This window comes from Bacillus sp. EKM202B, assembly GCF_011066025.1.
Classification (GTDB): Bacteria; Bacillota; Bacilli; order Bacillales; family Bacillaceae_G; genus Bacillus_A; species Bacillus_A toyonensis.
This window is the reverse complement of the sequence record NZ_JAAMNK010000025.1, coordinates 31,926-48,299: the sequence shown is the minus strand read 5'-3', so window position 1 is coordinate 48,299 and position 16,374 is coordinate 31,926. Positions and strand designations below refer to the sequence as shown.

The window sequence follows — 16,374 nt, the reverse complement described above, 5'->3', positions numbered from 1 at the left end:
CAATGTCAACTGTTGCGTTCCACACGTTAGGTTGTAAAGTAAACCACTATGAAACAGAAGCTATTTGGCAATTGTTTAAACAAGGTGGTTATGAAAGAACTGAATATGAAAAGAAATCTGATGTATATGTTATTAATACATGTACAGTAACAAATACTGGAGATAAAAAAAGCCGTCAAGTAATTAGACGTGCTGTGCGTCAAAATCCAGATGCGGTTATTTGTGTAACGGGATGTTATGCGCAAACATCTCCAGCTGAAATTATGGCAATTCCAGGTGTAGATATTGTAGTTGGTACACAAGATCGTGAAAAGATGTTAGGATACATCGAAGAATTCCGTAAAGAGCGTCAACCAATTAATGCTGTCCGTAACATTATGAAAACACGTGTATACGAAGAACTTGATGTACCATATTTCACGGATCGTACACGTGCTTCATTAAAAATACAAGAAGGTTGTAATAACTTCTGTACGTTCTGTATTATTCCTTGGGCGCGTGGTTTAATGCGTTCTCGTGATGGAAAAGAAGTTATTAAACAAGCGCAGCAATTAGTGGATGCAGGCTATAAAGAAATCGTATTAACTGGTATTCATACAGGTGGATACGGTGAAGATATTAAAGATTATAACTTAGCTGGATTACTTCGTGATATGGAAGCAGAAGTAGGTGGATTAAAACGTCTTCGTATTTCTTCTATTGAAGCGAGTCAAATTTCAGATGAAGTAATTGAAGTGTTAGACAAATCTGAAGTAGTTGTACGCCACTTGCACATTCCGTTGCAATCAGGATCTAATACTGTATTAAAACGTATGCGTCGTAAGTATACAATGGAATTTTTCCAAGAGCGTTTAGATCGTTTGAAAGAAGCGTTACCAGGTCTTGCGATTACATCAGACGTAATTGTTGGCTTCCCAGGTGAAACAGAAGAAGAATTTATGGAAACGTACAATTTCATTAAAGAGAATCGCTTCTCTGAGTTACACGTATTCCCTTATTCAAAACGTACGGGAACACCTGCAGCGCGTATGGAAGATCAAGTTCCTGAAGATGTGAAGAATGATCGTGTTCACCGTCTAATTGAACTATCTAATCAATTAGCGAAAGAGTATGCTTCACAGTTTGAAGGAGAAGTACTTGAAATTATCCCGGAAGAGCAATTTAAAGATGGCGATCGTGAAGGGTTATATGTAGGTTATACAGATAACTATTTGAAAATTGTCTTTGAAGGGTCAGAAGAATTAATTGGTAAGCTAGTGAAAGTGAAAATTACGAAAGCTGGTTATCCATATAACGAAGCGCAATTTGTTCGTGTTATTGAAGATGATGTGAAAAAAGAATCAGCGAGCGCGTAAAAAAAAGCATGCAAACGGAAACGGTTTGCATGCTTTCTTTTTTCATGGAAAAGTTAAGTGTTGAAAAGGTGCAATGATAAAAATATAGTTGTTTTCAGTGGAAAAGGATGATAGCTATTTGCATAGCTTTAAAAAAGGAAGAGCATCTATTCCTCTTTTATTCTGTCAAATAGTTGACCTGAAGTGATAAAATGTATTATAATCGTAAAAGACATGCTGAAGAAGTGTTTCTTTTTGCATGCTGAAGTTAGTATGTAAGTGTGATGTTTCGGAGGGAGGGAAAGAGAATGTCAAAAACAGTCGTTCGTAAAAACGAGTCTTTGGAGGATGCACTTCGCCGTTTTAAAAGATCGGTTTCTAAAACTGGTACACTTGCTGAAGCAAGAAAGCGCGAGTTTTATGAAAAACCAAGTGTAAAACGTAAGAAGAAATCTGAAGCGGCAAGAAAGCGTAAATTCTAAGAGAGGGTGTAAGTTATGAGTCTTCTCGGTCGTTTAAACGATGATATGAAACAAGCGATGAAGAATAAACAAAAAGAAAAATTAACCGTTATTCGTATGGTTAAGGCTGCTTTACAAAATGAAGGTATTAAACTGCAACATACTCTTACAGAAGAAGAGGAATTAACAGTTTTAGCTCGTGAAGTAAAACAGTATAAGGACTCCCTCCTTGAATTTAAAAAAGCTGGTCGTGAAGACCTTGTTGATAAACTGCAAAGTGAAATTCAGATTTTAAGCGCATATTTGCCGGAGCAATTAACTGAAGAAGACCTGATTGATGTAATCAAGCAAGTTATTTCTGAAGTTGGTGCGACATCAAAAGCAGATATGGGTAAGGTGATGACTGCTGTTATGCCGAAAGTAAAAGGTAAAACAGACGGATCACTTGTGAATAAGCTGGTTATCCAGCTATTAGCATAAAAAAACGTCTCATTTCGTATGAGACGTTTTTTTATGCTTTTTTTCAGTTTGGACGTGATATTACAAGCTCTTTTTTCATACATATGGGATGAGAGGAGGTCTTTTAAGATGAAAAAATTAGAACAAATGAAGAATTGGTTAACGAAGCAAATAGACCTGCCAGTGGATGTGCTAATGGATCTACCTCGGATCACGCTTGTTGGGCAAGTGCATATCTATATAGAAAATCATCAAGGTTTATTAGTGTTTTCAGATAAAGAAGTAAGATTGTTGCTAAAACATGGTCAATTATTAATTAAGGGGCAATCCTTCGTTATTAAAACAATCCTTCCAGAGGAGCTTTTGCTTGAAGGGATCATTGAGCAAGTGATGTTTTTAGAAAGTGAAAAGCAAAAAGAGTGAGGGAAACTTCCGTATGTGAAGTTTTTCTTCTTTATTCTCGTGATTCGACCTTACTATTCAGTTATCTCGCTATTTATGGGCAGTAAAATTCTTTATATCATTTTCGTACGAGCTATTTTGCTAATTAAAGTGAAAAGTAGTATGTCTACTTTTGGGAAAGGTAGTGGAGGTAGTAGATGAAAAATAAATGGTTTATAAAGTGGCTTGGATATGTAAAAGTACGAATTGAAGGTAGAGGAGCGGAACGGTTCGTTAATGAATGCGTACGTAGAAAATTATTAGTTTGGGATGTTAAGAAGATTGCTGATGAAACGTTAGTTTTTTGTATGTTGTTACGCGATGTGAAAAAATTAAAACCAATTTATAGAAAAAATGAATGCAAATTATATTTCATTGGACGCTACGGTTTTCCTTTTTGGAATAAGCGTTTAATTAAAAATAGTGGGTTTTTAATCGGTTTTTTAATTTTCTTTTTTGGTATGATTGCAATGTCAAATATGGTTTGGAAAATTGAGATTACAGGAGCGAAACCTGAAACAGAATATATATTGATGAAAGAATTGGATAAAATGGGTATTAAGAAAGGAAAACTACAGTTTCAAATGCCTAGTGTAGAAGATGTGCAACGCCATTTGACGGACAATATTAATGCGATTACTTGGGCGGGGCTGGAAGTAAGAGGGACCACCTATCATTTTAAAATTGTGGAAAAAAACGAGCCGAAAAAAGAAAAGGAACAGCATCCACAAAATTTAGTGGCAAAAAAAGAAGCAATTATTACAAAAACGTTTGTAGAGGTTGGAAAACCAGTCGTTATGAAAAATGACCATGTTGAAAAAGGACAACTTCTTGTATCAGGTATATATGGTAATGAGGAAAACCCGTCAGTTGTTTCGGCGAAAGGTATTGTATATGGAGAAACTTGGTATACATCCGAGGTGAGTGTGCCGCTGAAAACACAATTTCAAGTGTATACTGGTAATGCGTATAATGAATACTTTCTTAAGTTTGGGAGTGCAAAAATAAAAATATGGGGATTTCAACATGATAAGTATAAACGCTCTCGTACTGAACATGTAAAACATGATGTGAAATTATTTGGTTTTACATTACCGATTGCATATGAAAAAGATATTGTACGAGAAGAGGAAGAAGCGAATCGAGAATACACAGAAAAACAGGCATTGAAAGTAGCGAAAGAGATGGCTGAAAAAGAACTAAAGAAAAAATTGGATGAACATGCTATGATTGTAAGTGATAAGATTTTGAGTAAAGAGGTTGAGGCGGATCAACTAAAAGTTACATTGCATTATACTGTAATTGAAAATATTGCAGAGTCACAACCGATATCCGAATCCGATATTCAAGGAGACTGAGTAATGGCAGAACAATTAGTAGAAATGAACCAACAATTGGAAAATACTAACGAAGCAATCGCTCTTTTTGGAGTCAATGATGCTCATTTAAAAGTAATGGAACGAGAACTTAATGTATCTATCGTAACTAGAGGTGAAACAGTTCATGTGTCTGGGGCAGATGAAAACGTGACACTCGTAGAAAAAATCTTACAGCAATTACTTGTTGTTATTCGTAAAAGTGTATCCATTACAGAAAGAGATGTTGCGTATGCAATTCAGCTCGCACAACAAGGGAAAATTGCTCAATTTGAAGAGTTATATGAAGAAGAAATTTTTAAAACGGCAAAGGGTAAATCTATTCGTGTAAAAACAATGGGACAAAGACGATATATTCATGCGATGAAGAAGAATGATATTGTATTTGGGATAGGACCTGCTGGAACTGGAAAAACGTACTTAGCTGTAGTAATGGCTGTAAGAGCGTTAAAACAAGGGTATGTAAAGAAAATTATTCTAACAAGGCCTGCTGTAGAAGCTGGAGAGAGTTTAGGTTTTTTACCAGGGGATTTAAAAGAGAAGGTAGATCCATATTTACGTCCATTGTATGATGCACTGCACGATATTCTTGGACAAGAATATACGCAGCGTATGATGGAGCGAGGTGTAATTGAAATCGCGCCTCTTGCTTATATGAGAGGGCGTACGCTTGATGATTCATTTGTTATTTTAGATGAAGCGCAAAATACAACTGGTGTCCAAATAAAAATGTTTTTAACAAGATTAGGTTTTAGTTCTAAAATGGTTATAACAGGGGATCCTTCGCAGGTAGATTTGCCAAAAGGGGCAAAATCAGGTCTTTCTATTGCTACAAATGTTTTATCTGGTGTATCGGGACTTTCGTTCATTACATTAGAGCAAAGCGACGTTGTGAGACATCCGTTAGTGCAACGTATTATTGAGGCGTATGATAAAATGGAATGATCCTATTTGTCAGGATCATTTCTTTTTGTATGATAAGGTTGGCGAATAGCAATTTTTTTACTATCATGAAAGAAGAAGAGTATAAGCGATAAATGACGTATGATTCTAAAAGTGTCGCTTGTTAGAAGAAACGAAAGCTATAAATAGTTTCACTTTATTTCTGGAGAGGAGAAGGTATTGAAATCATGTCAAGATCTCAAGAAATTTCTAAGTGGTTTCGTAATTTACAACATTCGAAAAAACTAAGTTGGATTTCTTACGTTTTATTAGGAGCAGTGCTGTTTTTTGCACTTATGAATAATGTAAAACCAGAGCAATTAGATGTTACAACATATTCTATTGCGAAAAAAACAATCCATTCTCCTATTAAAATTGAAGATAAAGTTACAACGGACAAAAAGAAAAAAGAAGCCGCTACAAAAGTTGAAGATCAATATACATATAAAAGTGAGTATAAACAAAATAAAGTGGATATTGTGAATGACGTCTTTGCTAAAGTAGATGAAGTGATACAAGAGATCAAAGCGGTTGGACCGGATGAGCAAAAAAAGATTACTGATGCTGAAAAAGTGGACAAGTTGAAAAAAAAATTGCCTACTGATTTAACGAAAGAATTATCTGATTCAAACTTACTAAACTTAATTAATGCAGATTCGAACCAATTAGTATTAGCAAAAGATGCAGCAGTTACAGCTATTAATAGTATCATGACTGAGCATATTAAAATGGACGAATTGAAGGATGCGAAGGAACGATATGTAAGTGAGATGAATAGTGTTAATGTTGATAATGGTTTAAAGGAATCTATTAAGGCGTTAGGGAAATATGCGATTTCTGCAAACTATTTTTATGATCCGACCTTAACAAAAGAGAAGAGAAAAGCGGAAGAAGATTTAGTTCCACCTGTTTATATTCTTCAAGGGCAAGTCCTTGTTAGAGAAGGTGAAACGATTTCAAGTGATATGTACAATCAGTTGAAATTAGTTGGTCTGTTAGAAAAAGGGAACAGTTTTCAACCCTATGTTGGATTAGCGGTACTCATTGGTGTGCTATTGTACTTTATGCATAAGCAATTTGAAGTATTTTTACAACGGAAAAGGGAAGATAGACCGTATATTTTAGCGTACATTACCATTTTGTCGATCACGATCGTTTTAATGAAAATCATTAGCTTGTTCCAAAAGCTTGAATATGCAGGGATCGCGTATGTCGTTCCAGTTGCAATGGGAACAATACTTGTAAAACTAATGATTGGTGATCGATTTGTTTTTTTAACAAGCATGATTTTTTCTGTATGCGGAAGCATTATGTTTAATGAAGGAGTAACGAGCACCCTGAATTATAGTGTGGGGATCTATGTGTTACTAAGTTCACTATCAGTTAGTATTTTCTTGAGAGAAAAAAATCGTCGTACGATGATTTTACAAGCGGGTATACTCGTTTCTGTGTTAAATGTGGTCGTATTGGCAGCGTTATTATTGTTGCGTAATGGGAATTTTTCGCCTCTTGAAATTGGTACACAATTATTGATGGCTTCTGTTTCAGGGATTATCTCTTCGGTGTTAGCTATGGGGATTTTACCATATTTAGAGAGTGGACTTGGCATTGTATCAAGTATGAAGCTTATGGAACTATCAAGTCCAAATCATCCGCTTTTGCGTAAGATTTTGCTAGAAGCGCCAGGGACATATCACCATAGTGTAATGGTAGCGAATCTTTCTGAAGCTGCTTGTGAAGCAGTCGGGGCAAATGGTGTATTAGCCCGTGTAGGGGCGTATTATCATGATGTAGGAAAAACGGTACAACCACAGTTCTTTATTGAAAATCAGATGGGGATTGAAAACCCACATGATAAACTCGCCCCTGTAACGAGTAAAGATATTATTATCGCTCATGTAACGGACGGGGTGAGGATGCTAGAAGAGTACCATATTCCGCAAGAAATTATTGATATTGCTGGACAACATCATGGTACAACGTTACTTAAATATTTTTACTATAAGGCGATTAAAGAAGATAAAGAAAAATATACAGAAGAGATGTTCCGTTATCCAGGATCCAAAGCAACTTCTAAAGAGTCGGCGATTGTTGGGATTGCTGATAGTGTAGAGGCCGCGGTGCGTTCTATGAATCATCCAACGCCAGATCAAATTAATAATTTAGTGCAAAGTATTATTAAAGATCGTTTGCAAGATGGACAATTTAGTGAATGTGATTTGACATTTAAAGAGCTACAAATCGTTGGAAAAACGTTATGCGAGACGTTAAATGGTATTTTCCATTCGCGTATTACATATCCGGAACTACCGGAAGAGAAGGAGAAAGAATGAGTTTATTAATTGATTTTATTGATGAAACAGAAGAAGTGAAAGACGATTATATAAGTTTGATTCGAGAGCTGGTAGAGAAAGCAGCTCAAATGGAAAACATAGAAGAAGGGGCAGAATTATCGGTTACGTTTGTAGATAATGAACGTATTCGTGAAATAAACCGTGATTACCGAGATAAGGATCAGCCTACGGATGTTATTTCTTTCGCTATGGAAGAAATGGGAGAAGGTGAAATGGAAATTGTCGGTGCGGAGATGCCGCGTATGTTAGGAGATCTTATTATTTCTATTCCAAGAGCGAAAGAGCAAGCTGAAGAATATGGACACTCTTTTGATAGGGAACTTGGGTTTTTAGCGTTACATGGCTTTTTACATTTGCTTGGTTATGATCACATGACAGAAGAAGATGAAAAAGAAATGTTTGGAAGACAAAAAGAAATTTTAGAAGCATTTGGATTAGGACGATGAAAAAAGGAAAACTTTTAGATAGTTTTGGATATGCTATAGCTGGTATATTCTTTTGTCTTCGTCATGAAAGAAATATGAGAATTCATTATTTAGCCGCAGTCATTGTTATATGCTGCGGCTTTTATTTCCATATTACGAAAATAGAGTGGGTGGTATTACTTATTGTGATAGGGATTGTAATGGGTTTAGAGATGGTAAATACGGCTGTGGAAAAAACAGTAGACTTAGTGACTGCTGATATACATCCATTTGCGAAAATTGCAAAGGATGTCGCAGCAGGAGCGGTTTTACTCTTTGCAGTTATAGCCGTTATAATTGGTGCTATTATCTTTGTACCGTATGTGGTATAGTTGCATTCCGAAGCTTTTATTAAGCCTTGGAAGTGCTATAAAGGCCTTTAGTGAGAGAGTGTATCTATTCACAGCTGTGAACAGGAAGGATGCGGGATATGAATAGTAAACAATTAATTCAAGAAGCAATCGAAGCGCGTAAACAAGCGTACGTACCATATTCAAAATTTCAAGTAGGTGCAGCATTATTAACGCACGATGGAAAAGTATATCGTGGCTGTAATGTTGAGAATGCATCCTATGGCTTATGCAACTGTGCAGAAAGAACTGCTTTATTTAAGGCAGTTTCTGAAGGGGATAAAGAGTTTGTAGCTATTGCGGTTGTAGCAGATACAAAACGCCCAGTACCTCCTTGTGGAGCATGTCGACAAGTTATGGTAGAATTATGTAAACAGGATACGAAAGTATACCTATCAAATTTACATGGTGACGTTCAAGAGACGACAGTCGGAGAATTGTTACCAGGAGCATTTTTAGCGGAGGATTTACATGAATAGAAAAGGTTATAAATCAGGTTTTGTCTCTATTATTGGCAGACCGAATGTTGGGAAATCTACATTTTTAAATCGTATTATCGGCCAAAAAATTGCCATTATGAGTGACAAGCCACAAACGACTCGTAATAAAATTCAAGGCGTATATACAGAAAATGATTCACAAGTAATTTTCATTGATACACCAGGAATACATAAACCGAAACATAAACTAGGTGACTTCATGGTGAAGATGGCTCAAACGACATTGAAAGAAGTTGATATTGTTCTGTTTATGGTCAATGCAACTGAAGGATTTGGTCGTGGTGAGGAATTCATTATTGAGAAATTACAAGAAACGAAACAACCGGTATTTTTGGTAATTAATAAAATTGACCAAGTTCATCCAGAGCAATTATTAGAGTTAATTGATCAATATCGTAAACTACATGAGTTTGCAGAGATTGTACCAATTTCTGCATTAGACGGTAATAATGTAGAAGCGTTAATTGGAGCAATTAAAAAATATTTACCAGAAGGACCGCAATACTACCCAGATAATCAAGTAACGGATCATCCGGAGCGATTTATTATTGCAGAGCTTATTCGTGAAAAAGTACTACATTTAACACGTGAAGAAGTGCCACATTCTGTAGCGGTTGTTATTGATGCAATTCAGAAGCGTGAGGGCGGTGCAGTTTATATAAATGCAACGATTGTTGTTGAACGTGCATCACAAAAAGGAATTATTATTGGGAAACAAGGGAAGATGTTAAAAGAAGTCGGGAAACGAGCTCGTTTTGATATTGAAGCACTTCTTGGTTCTAAAGTATTTTTAGAGGTATGGGTAAAAGTACAAAAAGATTGGCGCAATAAGATGTCTCAGCTTCGTGATCTTGGTTTCCGCGAAGACGAGTACTAAAATAAAATAAGGCTGTAATCAGTGGATGCTTGCTCATCCGCTGATTATTGGTTTTTGTAAACTTTAATAAATTAGGAAAAATTTTTCTCACATGAAAATGGACAAAATGGGTCAATTTAATAACAAAGGAAATTGGTTTATAGGCTACGCTTATTGAGAAAGGTGGATTCTTATGCTAGATTTTACCTGGAAGTTTTTCTCCAAAACAGGAAGCATTGAAACGTATTTGCTTTTAAAAGAGATGGAAAAAGACGTAAACGATGAGATGGATCAACATGATGAGGAGCTAGCGCATCTAGACTCTCCAATTTCTTGACCCGTTTTGTTCAAACCTTGGATGGTGACGAACATGTTTCAAAAAGTTGAGGGCATCGTTATCCGTACGACAGATTACGGAGAAACGAATAAGATTGTTACAATATTCTCAAGAGAATTCGGTAAGATAAGTGCAATGGCAAGAGGAGCGAAAAAACCGAAAAGTCGGTTAGCATCTGTTTCGCAACTTATGACACATGGGCATTTTCTTATTCAAGTGGGATCTGGGCTTGGAACTTTGCAACAAGGCGAGATTATTTCAACTATGAAAGAAATTCGCGAGGATATATTTTTAACTGCTTATGCATCATTTGTTGTTGAGTTAACTGATAAAGCAACAGAAGATAAAAAACATAATCCGTACTTATTTGAAATGTTATATCAAACGTTGCATTATATGTGTGAGGGTGTTGATCCAGAAGTATTATCATTAATTTATCAAACGAAAATGCTTCCTGTATTAGGGATGCGCCCGTATTTTGATACATGTGCGATTTGTCATCAAGAAACAGATTTTGTCGCCTTCTCTGTCAGGGAAGGCGGTTTTCTGTGCTCACGTCATGCGGAGCAAGATCCGTATCGTATACCGGTGGGAGAAGCTGTACATAAATTGTTACGTCTTTTCTTCCATTTCGATTTACATAGGCTCGGCAATGTATCAGTGAAGGATAGCACAAAAAAACAAATGCGCTTAGTATTGAATACATATTATGATGAATATTGCGGAATTTATTTGAAATCAAGACGTTTCCTAGAGCAACTTGATAAGTTTCAAATATAATTTGGGGCCGTATACGGTCCTTTTTACATACTTTCTTTTTCGAATAGCATATTTAGTATATAATATTTAAGAGATAGTATAACTTTTTTCGTTGTGCATTAAAGGTGGTGATTATCATAGAGCTGAATAAACGGCAAGAACATATCATTCAGATTGTAAAAGATCACGGTCCTATTACAGGGGAGTCAATTGCTGCGCAATTGGGTTTAACACGTGCAACGCTAAGACCAGACTTAGCAATTTTAACGATGGCTGGTTATTTAGAAGCGCGTCCACGCGTAGGTTATTTTTATACGGGGAAAACTGGGGGGCAGCTATTATCTGAAGCTGTTAAGAAAATTAAAGTGCAAGATTATCAATCTAGACCGGCTGTAATTGATAAAAATGTATCAGTATACGATGCAATTTGTACGATGTTTTTAGAGGATGTTGGTACATTGTTTGTTGTAGATCAATCTACACTATTAGTTGGTGTTGTGTCTCGAAAAGATCTATTAAGAGCTAGCTTAGGGAAGCAGGATTTAACCTCTCTTCCGGTTAATATTATCATGACAAGGATGCCAAACATTGCCATGTGTCGTAGAGAAAATTCTTTATATGATATTGCGATGGAATTAATAGAAAGACAGATTGATGCGATGCCGGTTGTGAAAGATACGAAGCAAGGTTTAGAAGTAATTGGACGAATTACAAAAACAAATATTACACGTGCGTTTGTAAACCTAGTAAATAACGAATAAGTGTAATTTGTTTAAAGTGAGGTAATGTAATGGATAATAAAATCGTATATGTCGTATCTGACTCTGTAGGAGAAACGGCTGATTTAGTTGTTCGAGCAGCAATGGGGCAATTCCCATTTGCTCCTGATATTAGACGTGTACCGTATGTAGAAGATACAGGGACATTAAAAGAAGTGATTTCGATTGCTAAGAGTAATCAAGCGCTTATTTGTTTTACGTTAGTAAAGCCGGAAATGCGCCAGTATTTAGTGAAAGAGGCTGCAAAAGAAGGGGTAGAGGCATACGATATTATCGGACCTCTTATCGATCAAATTGAAGAAATTACAGGGCAAGTGCCGAGATATGAGCCGGGTGTTGTTCGTAGATTAGATGAAGAGTACTTTAAAAAGATTGAAGCAATTGAGTTTGCTGTAAAGTACGATGATGGTAGAGATGCACGAGGTATTTTAAAAGCGGATATCGTGTTAATTGGAATTTCACGTACATCAAAAACACCACTTTCTCAATACTTAGCTCATAACAAACGGTTGAAAGTTGCCAATGTGCCGCTTGTACCAGAAGTGGATCCACCTGAGGAATTATATCAAGTGGCAAAAGAGAAATGTTTCGGTTTGAAAATTACACCGGATAAGTTAAATCATATTCGAAAAGAACGATTAAAATCACTTGGATTAAGTGACGGCGCAACATATGCCAATATTAATCGTATTCAAGAAGAGATTGATCACTTTGAAGCAGTAATTAGTAAAATAAATTGTCAAGTAATTGATGTATCGAATAAAGCGATTGAAGAAACAGCAAATATTATTGTGAATGCAGTGCAAAACCAAAAAATGTTTTAGCACATTTACCGAAGGTGAATGTGCTTTTTTCGCTCATATGAAATACGATACTTGTTGGATTAGTAATAGATTATAGCGGAGTGGTTATACTTATATTCTTCTGTTTTTTTATTATGTGAAAAGCATGGTTTAGTTATCCTAAAGTAGAAGATGAAAAAATAAAGGGATATGTAGCGTAGTTGAAGAAAATATATTATAATAAAAAATTGTGATAAAAACCTATATTTTACGTTTAGACTTTAATTTTTCAGAATAAACTAGGGATAGGATTTACAAAAAAGACATGTAATTACATTAAATCGACAAAATCTATACAAGAAAACGCACATTATGGAAGGATTCACAGAAGGGATGTAGAATACAGAAATATGCAAAACATCAATAACGTATTAGTTGATGCAGATGCATATCCCGTGAAGGATGAGATTGTGCAAGTTGGAACTGAATTTCATGTCGAAATTGTGTTTGTCGCATCGTATACTCATCGTTCAAGAAAACAGCAAGGCAATTGGATTTATGTAGATTCTGGACAAGATGAAGTTGATTTATATCTATCAACTTGCAAAGGTAACAGATCTCATGATCATACAGTATATGAGGCTTGCTAGTCTTCTTGTAAAAAAGGTGTATATGTATTGTCTTCAAGAGGTGCATTTGTAATAGATGAGCATATGAATACAATTTTATATAGTAGTATGTATCTGCGAAGTTACGCAGACAAAGGGCCTATATAAGAGGTCCGAAGTCGTTTACACAATGTGATCGACAATACTTTCTAACAAGTTTAGAAAAAATATTGTCGAATTATAAAGGAATTTTTTAATTTATATCGAATACAAAATACGACACGGAGATGGAGTTATGGGCAACAGAATTCCCGAAGAAGTTGTTGAACAGATTCGGACGTCATCCGATATTGTAGAAGTGATTGGTGAATACGTTCAACTTAGAAAGCAGGGACGTAACTATTTCGGCCTTTGTCCATTTCATGGTGAGAATTCTCCTTCATTCTCTGTTTCATCTGATAAGCAAATTTTTCATTGCTTCGGATGTGGAGAAGGTGGAAATGTATTTTCCTTTCTAATGAAAATGGAAGGACTTGCTTTTACCGAGGCTGTTCAAAAGTTAGGTGAAAGAAATGGAATTGCGGTTGCAGAGTATACATCAGGGCAAGTACAACAAGAAGACATATCTGATGACACTGTCATCATGCAACAGGCTCACGAACTTTTGAAAAAGTATTATCATCATTTATTAGTAAATACGGAAGAGGGAAATGAAGCACTTTCATATTTATTAAACCGTGGTATTACGAAAGAGATGATTGAGAAGTTTGAAATTGGTTATGCATCACTTGCTTGGGATGCTGCAACGAAAATTTTACAAAAAAGAGGTTTATCGCTGTCTAGTATGGAACAAGCCGGTCTTCTAATAAGAAGTGAGAAGGATGGTAGTCATTATGATCGCTTCCGTGGAAGAGTTATGTTTCCAATCCATACGTTACAAGGTAAGGTGATAGCGTTTAGTGGAAGGGCTTTAGGAGATGACACTCCGAAATATTTAAATAGCCCTGAAACACCGATTTTTCACAAAAGTAAATTGTTGTATAACTTCCACCAAGCAAGGCCGTTTATTAGAAAGCGTGGGCAAGTAGTCCTTTTTGAAGGGTATGCCGATGTACTAGCTGCGGTAAAGAGTGGTGTGGAAGAAGCTGTTGCGACAATGGGAACAGCTTTAACTGAAGAACAAGCAAAACTTCTGCGACGTAACGTTGAAACTGTTGTTCTTTGCTATGATGGTGATAAAGCAGGACGAGAAGCGACGATGAAAGCAGGGCAATTACTGTTAAAAGTTGGTTGCCAAGTGAAAGTCACATCCTTGCCAGATAAGCTTGATCCTGATGAATATGTGCAACAATATGGGACAACCGCTTTTGAAAATCTTGTGAAATCAAGTATAAGTTTTGTTGGTTTTAAAATAAATTATTTGCGTTTAGGGAAAAATTTGCAAGATGAGTCTGGCAAAGAAGAATATGTGAAAAGTGTTTTAAAAGAGTTGTCGTTGTTACAAGACGCGATGCAGGCAGAATCATATTTGAAGTCGTTATCGCAAGAGTTTTCTTATTCAATGGAAACACTTTTGAATCAATTGCACCAATATCGCAAAGAACAAAAGGTACAGCAAAAACAAATAAAGCAGGTTTCTAAGCCGTCTCAAGTTGTTCAAACAAAACCGAAGTTAACAGGTTTTGAAAGGGCAGAAAGAGAAATTATTTATCATATGTTGCAAAGTGCAGAAGTAGCCGTTCGCATGGAATCCCATATAGAAGATTTTCATACAGAAGAACATAAAGGGATTTTATATGAACTATACGCATATTATGAAAAGGGAAATGAACCTTCAGTCGGAACATTTTTAAGTTGGCTCTCTGATGAAAAGTTGAAAAACATTATCACTGATATTTCGACGGATGAATTTATTAATCCAGAATACACAGAAGAAGTGTTACAAGGCCATTTAGAGACGCTTAGACGTCATAAGGAAAAACTTGTAAAGATGGAAATCATCTTTAAAGTAAAACAGATGGAAAAAACAGATCCTGTAGAGGCTGCTAAATATTATGTAGCATATTTACAAAATCAAAAAGCGAGAAAATAGCTTTTTTGGTAAAGATTTAGTATAATGAATGTTTGTATCTCGCGTAAGGAGGGGAACAGATGGCTGACAAACCAGCTCGTTCTAAACAAATTGAAACTGAAATGACCCTTGAGCAAGTGAAAGAACAACTCACTGAGGTCGGAAAAAAACGTGGCGTTCTTACATATGAAGAGATCGCAGAACGCATGAATGGATTTGAAATTGAATCCGATCAAATGGATGAATACTATGAATATTTAGGTGAACAAGGGATTGACCTAGTTGGCGATAACGACAACGAAGAAGGTCCTAATAATCGCCAAATTACAAAAACGGAAGAAGAATTCGACCTTAATGATTTAAGTGTGCCACCAGGTGTGAAAATCAATGATCCTGTTCGTATGTACTTAAAAGAAATTGGTCGCGTTGACTTACTATCCGCTGAAGAAGAAATTCGACTTGCGACGCGTATTGAAGAAGGCGATGAAGAAGCAAAACGCCGTCTTGCGGAAGCGAACTTACGTCTTGTAGTAAGTATTGCAAAGCGTTACGTGGGCCGTGGTATGCTTTTCTTAGACTTAATCCAAGAAGGAAATATGGGTCTAATTAAAGCGGTTGAAAAGTTCGATTATCGTAAAGGTTTCAAATTTAGTACGTATGCAACTTGGTGGATTCGCCAAGCAATTACACGTGCGATTGCAGACCAAGCGCGAACAATTCGTATTCCAGTTCATATGGTTGAAACGATTAATAAGTTAATTCGTGTACAACGTCAATTGTTACAAGATTTAGGACGCGAACCATCTCCTGAAGAGATTGGTGAAGAAATGGATCTTGCGCCAGAAAAAGTACGCGAAATCTTAAAAATTGCACAGGAGCCAGTTTCTCTTGAAACACCAATTGGTGAAGAAGACGACTCCCATTTAGGTGACTTTATTGAAGACCAAGAAGCAACATCGCCTGCGGACCATGCAGCGTATGAATTGCTAAAAGAACAATTAGAAGATGTGTTAGATACACTAACAGATCGTGAAGAAAATGTTCTACGTCTTCGTTTCGGTTTAGATGATGGACGAACTCGTACGCTTGAAGAAGTTGGGAAAGTATTCGGCGTAACGAGAGAACGTATCCGTCAAATTGAAGCGAAAGCACTTCGCAAATTAAGACATCCAAGTCGTAGTAAGCGTCTTAAGGATTTCTTAGAATAGGCTAACTTTAAGTTTACTTCACTTTTGTGAAGTAAACTTTTTTGTTTTGTTAATTTTTGTTAAAATTTAGCTATCGGCAACGATTACAATTTCTTGTAATTTATTTTACAGAATTGTCTTTTGATTTGCAAATGCTCATTTTTCGATTTTTCGATTAATTTTGTTTATTCTATACAAAAAAATATGTAGAAAAGCGAAAAATATGATGAGAAACGTTAATAATTATCGAAATAATAAGCGATATAACAATAAAAAACAATAAACTGAATTTATGGAATATTTTCAACAAGTGA

At 36.0% G+C, this 16,374-nt stretch carries 18 protein-coding genes; all 18 read left to right on the top strand.

Features of this window, described 5'->3' with window-relative positions:
- The first annotated feature begins 2 nt into the window (after positions 1-2).
- The 18 genes from mtaB (at position 3) to rpoD (ending at position 16,081) form a co-directional block, all read left to right on the top strand.
- Complete coding sequence (gene mtaB / locus G9F74_RS23135; protein ID WP_000108698.1) at positions 3-1,355, top strand: tRNA (N(6)-L-threonylcarbamoyladenosine(37)-C(2))-methylthiotransferase MtaB; 1,353 nt, start codon at positions 3-5, stop codon at positions 1,353-1,355.
- Positions 1,356-1,642: 287 nt separating this feature from the next.
- Positions 1,643-1,816 (top strand): 30S ribosomal protein S21, encoded by a 174-nt coding sequence (gene rpsU, locus G9F74_RS23130; protein WP_000048061.1) that lies wholly within the window; start codon positions 1,643-1,645, stop codon positions 1,814-1,816.
- Between the two features lie 15 nt (positions 1,817-1,831).
- Positions 1,832-2,275 carry a GatB/YqeY domain-containing protein gene (locus G9F74_RS23125; RefSeq protein ID WP_000054576.1) on the top strand — a complete coding sequence of 148 codons (444 nt, stop codon included), beginning with the start codon at positions 1,832-1,834 and terminating at the stop codon, positions 2,273-2,275.
- A gap of 108 nt (positions 2,276-2,383) precedes the next feature.
- A complete protein-coding gene (yqfC, locus tag G9F74_RS23120; protein ID WP_000732262.1) occupies positions 2,384-2,677 on the top strand; it encodes a sporulation protein YqfC in 294 nt (97 codons plus the stop codon).
- Positions 2,678-2,853: 176 nt separating this feature from the next.
- Positions 2,854-4,053, top strand: a complete 1,200-nt coding sequence (gene yqfD, locus G9F74_RS23115; RefSeq protein ID WP_000792486.1) for a sporulation protein YqfD — start codon at positions 2,854-2,856, stop codon at positions 4,051-4,053.
- Between the two features lie 3 nt (positions 4,054-4,056).
- A complete protein-coding gene (locus G9F74_RS23110; protein WP_000840526.1) occupies positions 4,057-5,016 on the top strand; it encodes a PhoH family protein in 960 nt (319 codons plus the stop codon).
- A 185-nt stretch (positions 5,017-5,201) separates the two neighbouring features.
- A complete protein-coding gene (locus G9F74_RS23105) occupies positions 5,202-7,346 on the top strand; it encodes an HD family phosphohydrolase (RefSeq protein ID WP_000091506.1) in 2,145 nt (714 codons plus the stop codon).
- On the top strand, positions 7,343-7,813 hold the full coding sequence (gene ybeY / locus G9F74_RS23100) for an rRNA maturation RNase YbeY (protein ID WP_000054674.1): 471 nt from the start codon (positions 7,343-7,345) through the stop codon (positions 7,811-7,813). Before G9F74_RS23105 ends, ybeY begins: the two co-directional genes overlap by 4 nt.
- Positions 7,810-8,163 carry a diacylglycerol kinase family protein gene (locus tag G9F74_RS23095; protein WP_000715513.1) on the top strand — a complete coding sequence of 118 codons (354 nt, stop codon included), beginning with the start codon at positions 7,810-7,812 and terminating at the stop codon, positions 8,161-8,163. The genes ybeY and G9F74_RS23095 overlap by 4 nt, the downstream gene beginning before the upstream one ends.
- Positions 8,164-8,261: 98 nt before the next feature.
- Positions 8,262-8,660 (top strand): cytidine deaminase, encoded by a 399-nt coding sequence (locus G9F74_RS23090; protein ID WP_001086291.1) that lies wholly within the window; start codon positions 8,262-8,264, stop codon positions 8,658-8,660.
- Complete coding sequence (gene era, locus G9F74_RS23085) at positions 8,653-9,558, top strand: GTPase Era (RefSeq protein WP_001080234.1); 906 nt, start codon at positions 8,653-8,655, stop codon at positions 9,556-9,558. The genes G9F74_RS23090 and era overlap by 8 nt, the downstream gene beginning before the upstream one ends.
- 172 nt (positions 9,559-9,730) lie before the next feature.
- Positions 9,731-9,874 carry a YqzL family protein gene (locus G9F74_RS23080; protein WP_000883923.1) on the top strand — a complete coding sequence of 48 codons (144 nt, stop codon included), beginning with the start codon at positions 9,731-9,733 and terminating at the stop codon, positions 9,872-9,874.
- 33 nt (positions 9,875-9,907) lie between these two features.
- Positions 9,908-10,654 (top strand): DNA repair protein RecO, encoded by a 747-nt coding sequence (gene recO / locus G9F74_RS23075; protein ID WP_000487005.1) that lies wholly within the window; start codon positions 9,908-9,910, stop codon positions 10,652-10,654.
- Positions 10,655-10,761: 107 nt separating this feature from the next.
- Positions 10,762-11,394 carry a transcriptional regulator CcpN gene (ccpN, locus tag G9F74_RS23070; protein WP_080119744.1) on the top strand — a complete coding sequence of 211 codons (633 nt, stop codon included), beginning with the start codon at positions 10,762-10,764 and terminating at the stop codon, positions 11,392-11,394.
- A 29-nt stretch (positions 11,395-11,423) separates the two neighbouring features.
- Positions 11,424-12,236, top strand: coding sequence for a pyruvate, water dikinase regulatory protein (locus tag G9F74_RS23065; RefSeq protein WP_000368950.1), 813 nt, complete (start codon positions 11,424-11,426; stop codon positions 12,234-12,236).
- A gap of 368 nt (positions 12,237-12,604) precedes the next feature.
- Complete coding sequence (locus tag G9F74_RS23060; RefSeq protein WP_002039621.1) at positions 12,605-12,844, top strand: DUF188 domain-containing protein; 240 nt, start codon at positions 12,605-12,607, stop codon at positions 12,842-12,844.
- A gap of 253 nt (positions 12,845-13,097) precedes the next feature.
- Positions 13,098-14,894 carry a DNA primase gene (gene dnaG, locus G9F74_RS23055; protein WP_000528230.1) on the top strand — a complete coding sequence of 599 codons (1,797 nt, stop codon included), beginning with the start codon at positions 13,098-13,100 and terminating at the stop codon, positions 14,892-14,894.
- 59 nt (positions 14,895-14,953) lie between these two features.
- Positions 14,954-16,081: an RNA polymerase sigma factor RpoD gene (gene rpoD, locus G9F74_RS23050; protein WP_000764067.1), complete on the top strand. Its 1,128-nt coding sequence runs from the start codon at positions 14,954-14,956 to the stop codon at positions 16,079-16,081.
- Positions 16,082-16,374: the final 293 nt, after the last annotated feature.

Coding starts and splice junctions, on each gene's coding strand:
- G9F74_RS23065 (WP_000368950.1), top strand. CDS start 11,424: ATGGATAATAAAATCGTATATGTCGTATCTGACTCTGTAGGAGAAACG.
- rpoD (WP_000764067.1), top strand. CDS start 14,954: ATGGCTGACAAACCAGCTCGTTCTAAACAAATTGAAACTGAAATGACC.
- yqfD (WP_000792486.1), top strand. CDS start 2,854: ATGAAAAATAAATGGTTTATAAAGTGGCTTGGATATGTAAAAGTACGA.
- G9F74_RS23110 (WP_000840526.1), top strand. CDS start 4,057: ATGGCAGAACAATTAGTAGAAATGAACCAACAATTGGAAAATACTAAC.
- G9F74_RS23125 (WP_000054576.1), top strand. CDS start 1,832: ATGAGTCTTCTCGGTCGTTTAAACGATGATATGAAACAAGCGATGAAG.
- recO (WP_000487005.1), top strand. CDS start 9,908: ATGTTTCAAAAAGTTGAGGGCATCGTTATCCGTACGACAGATTACGGA.
- G9F74_RS23080 (WP_000883923.1), top strand. CDS start 9,731: ATGCTAGATTTTACCTGGAAGTTTTTCTCCAAAACAGGAAGCATTGAA.
- era (WP_001080234.1), top strand. CDS start 8,653: ATGAATAGAAAAGGTTATAAATCAGGTTTTGTCTCTATTATTGGCAGA.
- G9F74_RS23105 (WP_000091506.1), top strand. CDS start 5,202: ATGTCAAGATCTCAAGAAATTTCTAAGTGGTTTCGTAATTTACAACAT.
- rpsU (WP_000048061.1), top strand. CDS start 1,643: ATGTCAAAAACAGTCGTTCGTAAAAACGAGTCTTTGGAGGATGCACTT.
- G9F74_RS23095 (WP_000715513.1), top strand. CDS start 7,810: ATGAAAAAAGGAAAACTTTTAGATAGTTTTGGATATGCTATAGCTGGT.
- G9F74_RS23090 (WP_001086291.1), top strand. CDS start 8,262: ATGAATAGTAAACAATTAATTCAAGAAGCAATCGAAGCGCGTAAACAA.
- mtaB (WP_000108698.1), top strand. CDS start 3: ATGTCAACTGTTGCGTTCCACACGTTAGGTTGTAAAGTAAACCACTAT.
- dnaG (WP_000528230.1), top strand. CDS start 13,098: ATGGGCAACAGAATTCCCGAAGAAGTTGTTGAACAGATTCGGACGTCA.
- ybeY (WP_000054674.1), top strand. CDS start 7,343: ATGAGTTTATTAATTGATTTTATTGATGAAACAGAAGAAGTGAAAGAC.
- G9F74_RS23060 (WP_002039621.1), top strand. CDS start 12,605: ATGCAAAACATCAATAACGTATTAGTTGATGCAGATGCATATCCCGTG.
- yqfC (WP_000732262.1), top strand. CDS start 2,384: ATGAAAAAATTAGAACAAATGAAGAATTGGTTAACGAAGCAAATAGAC.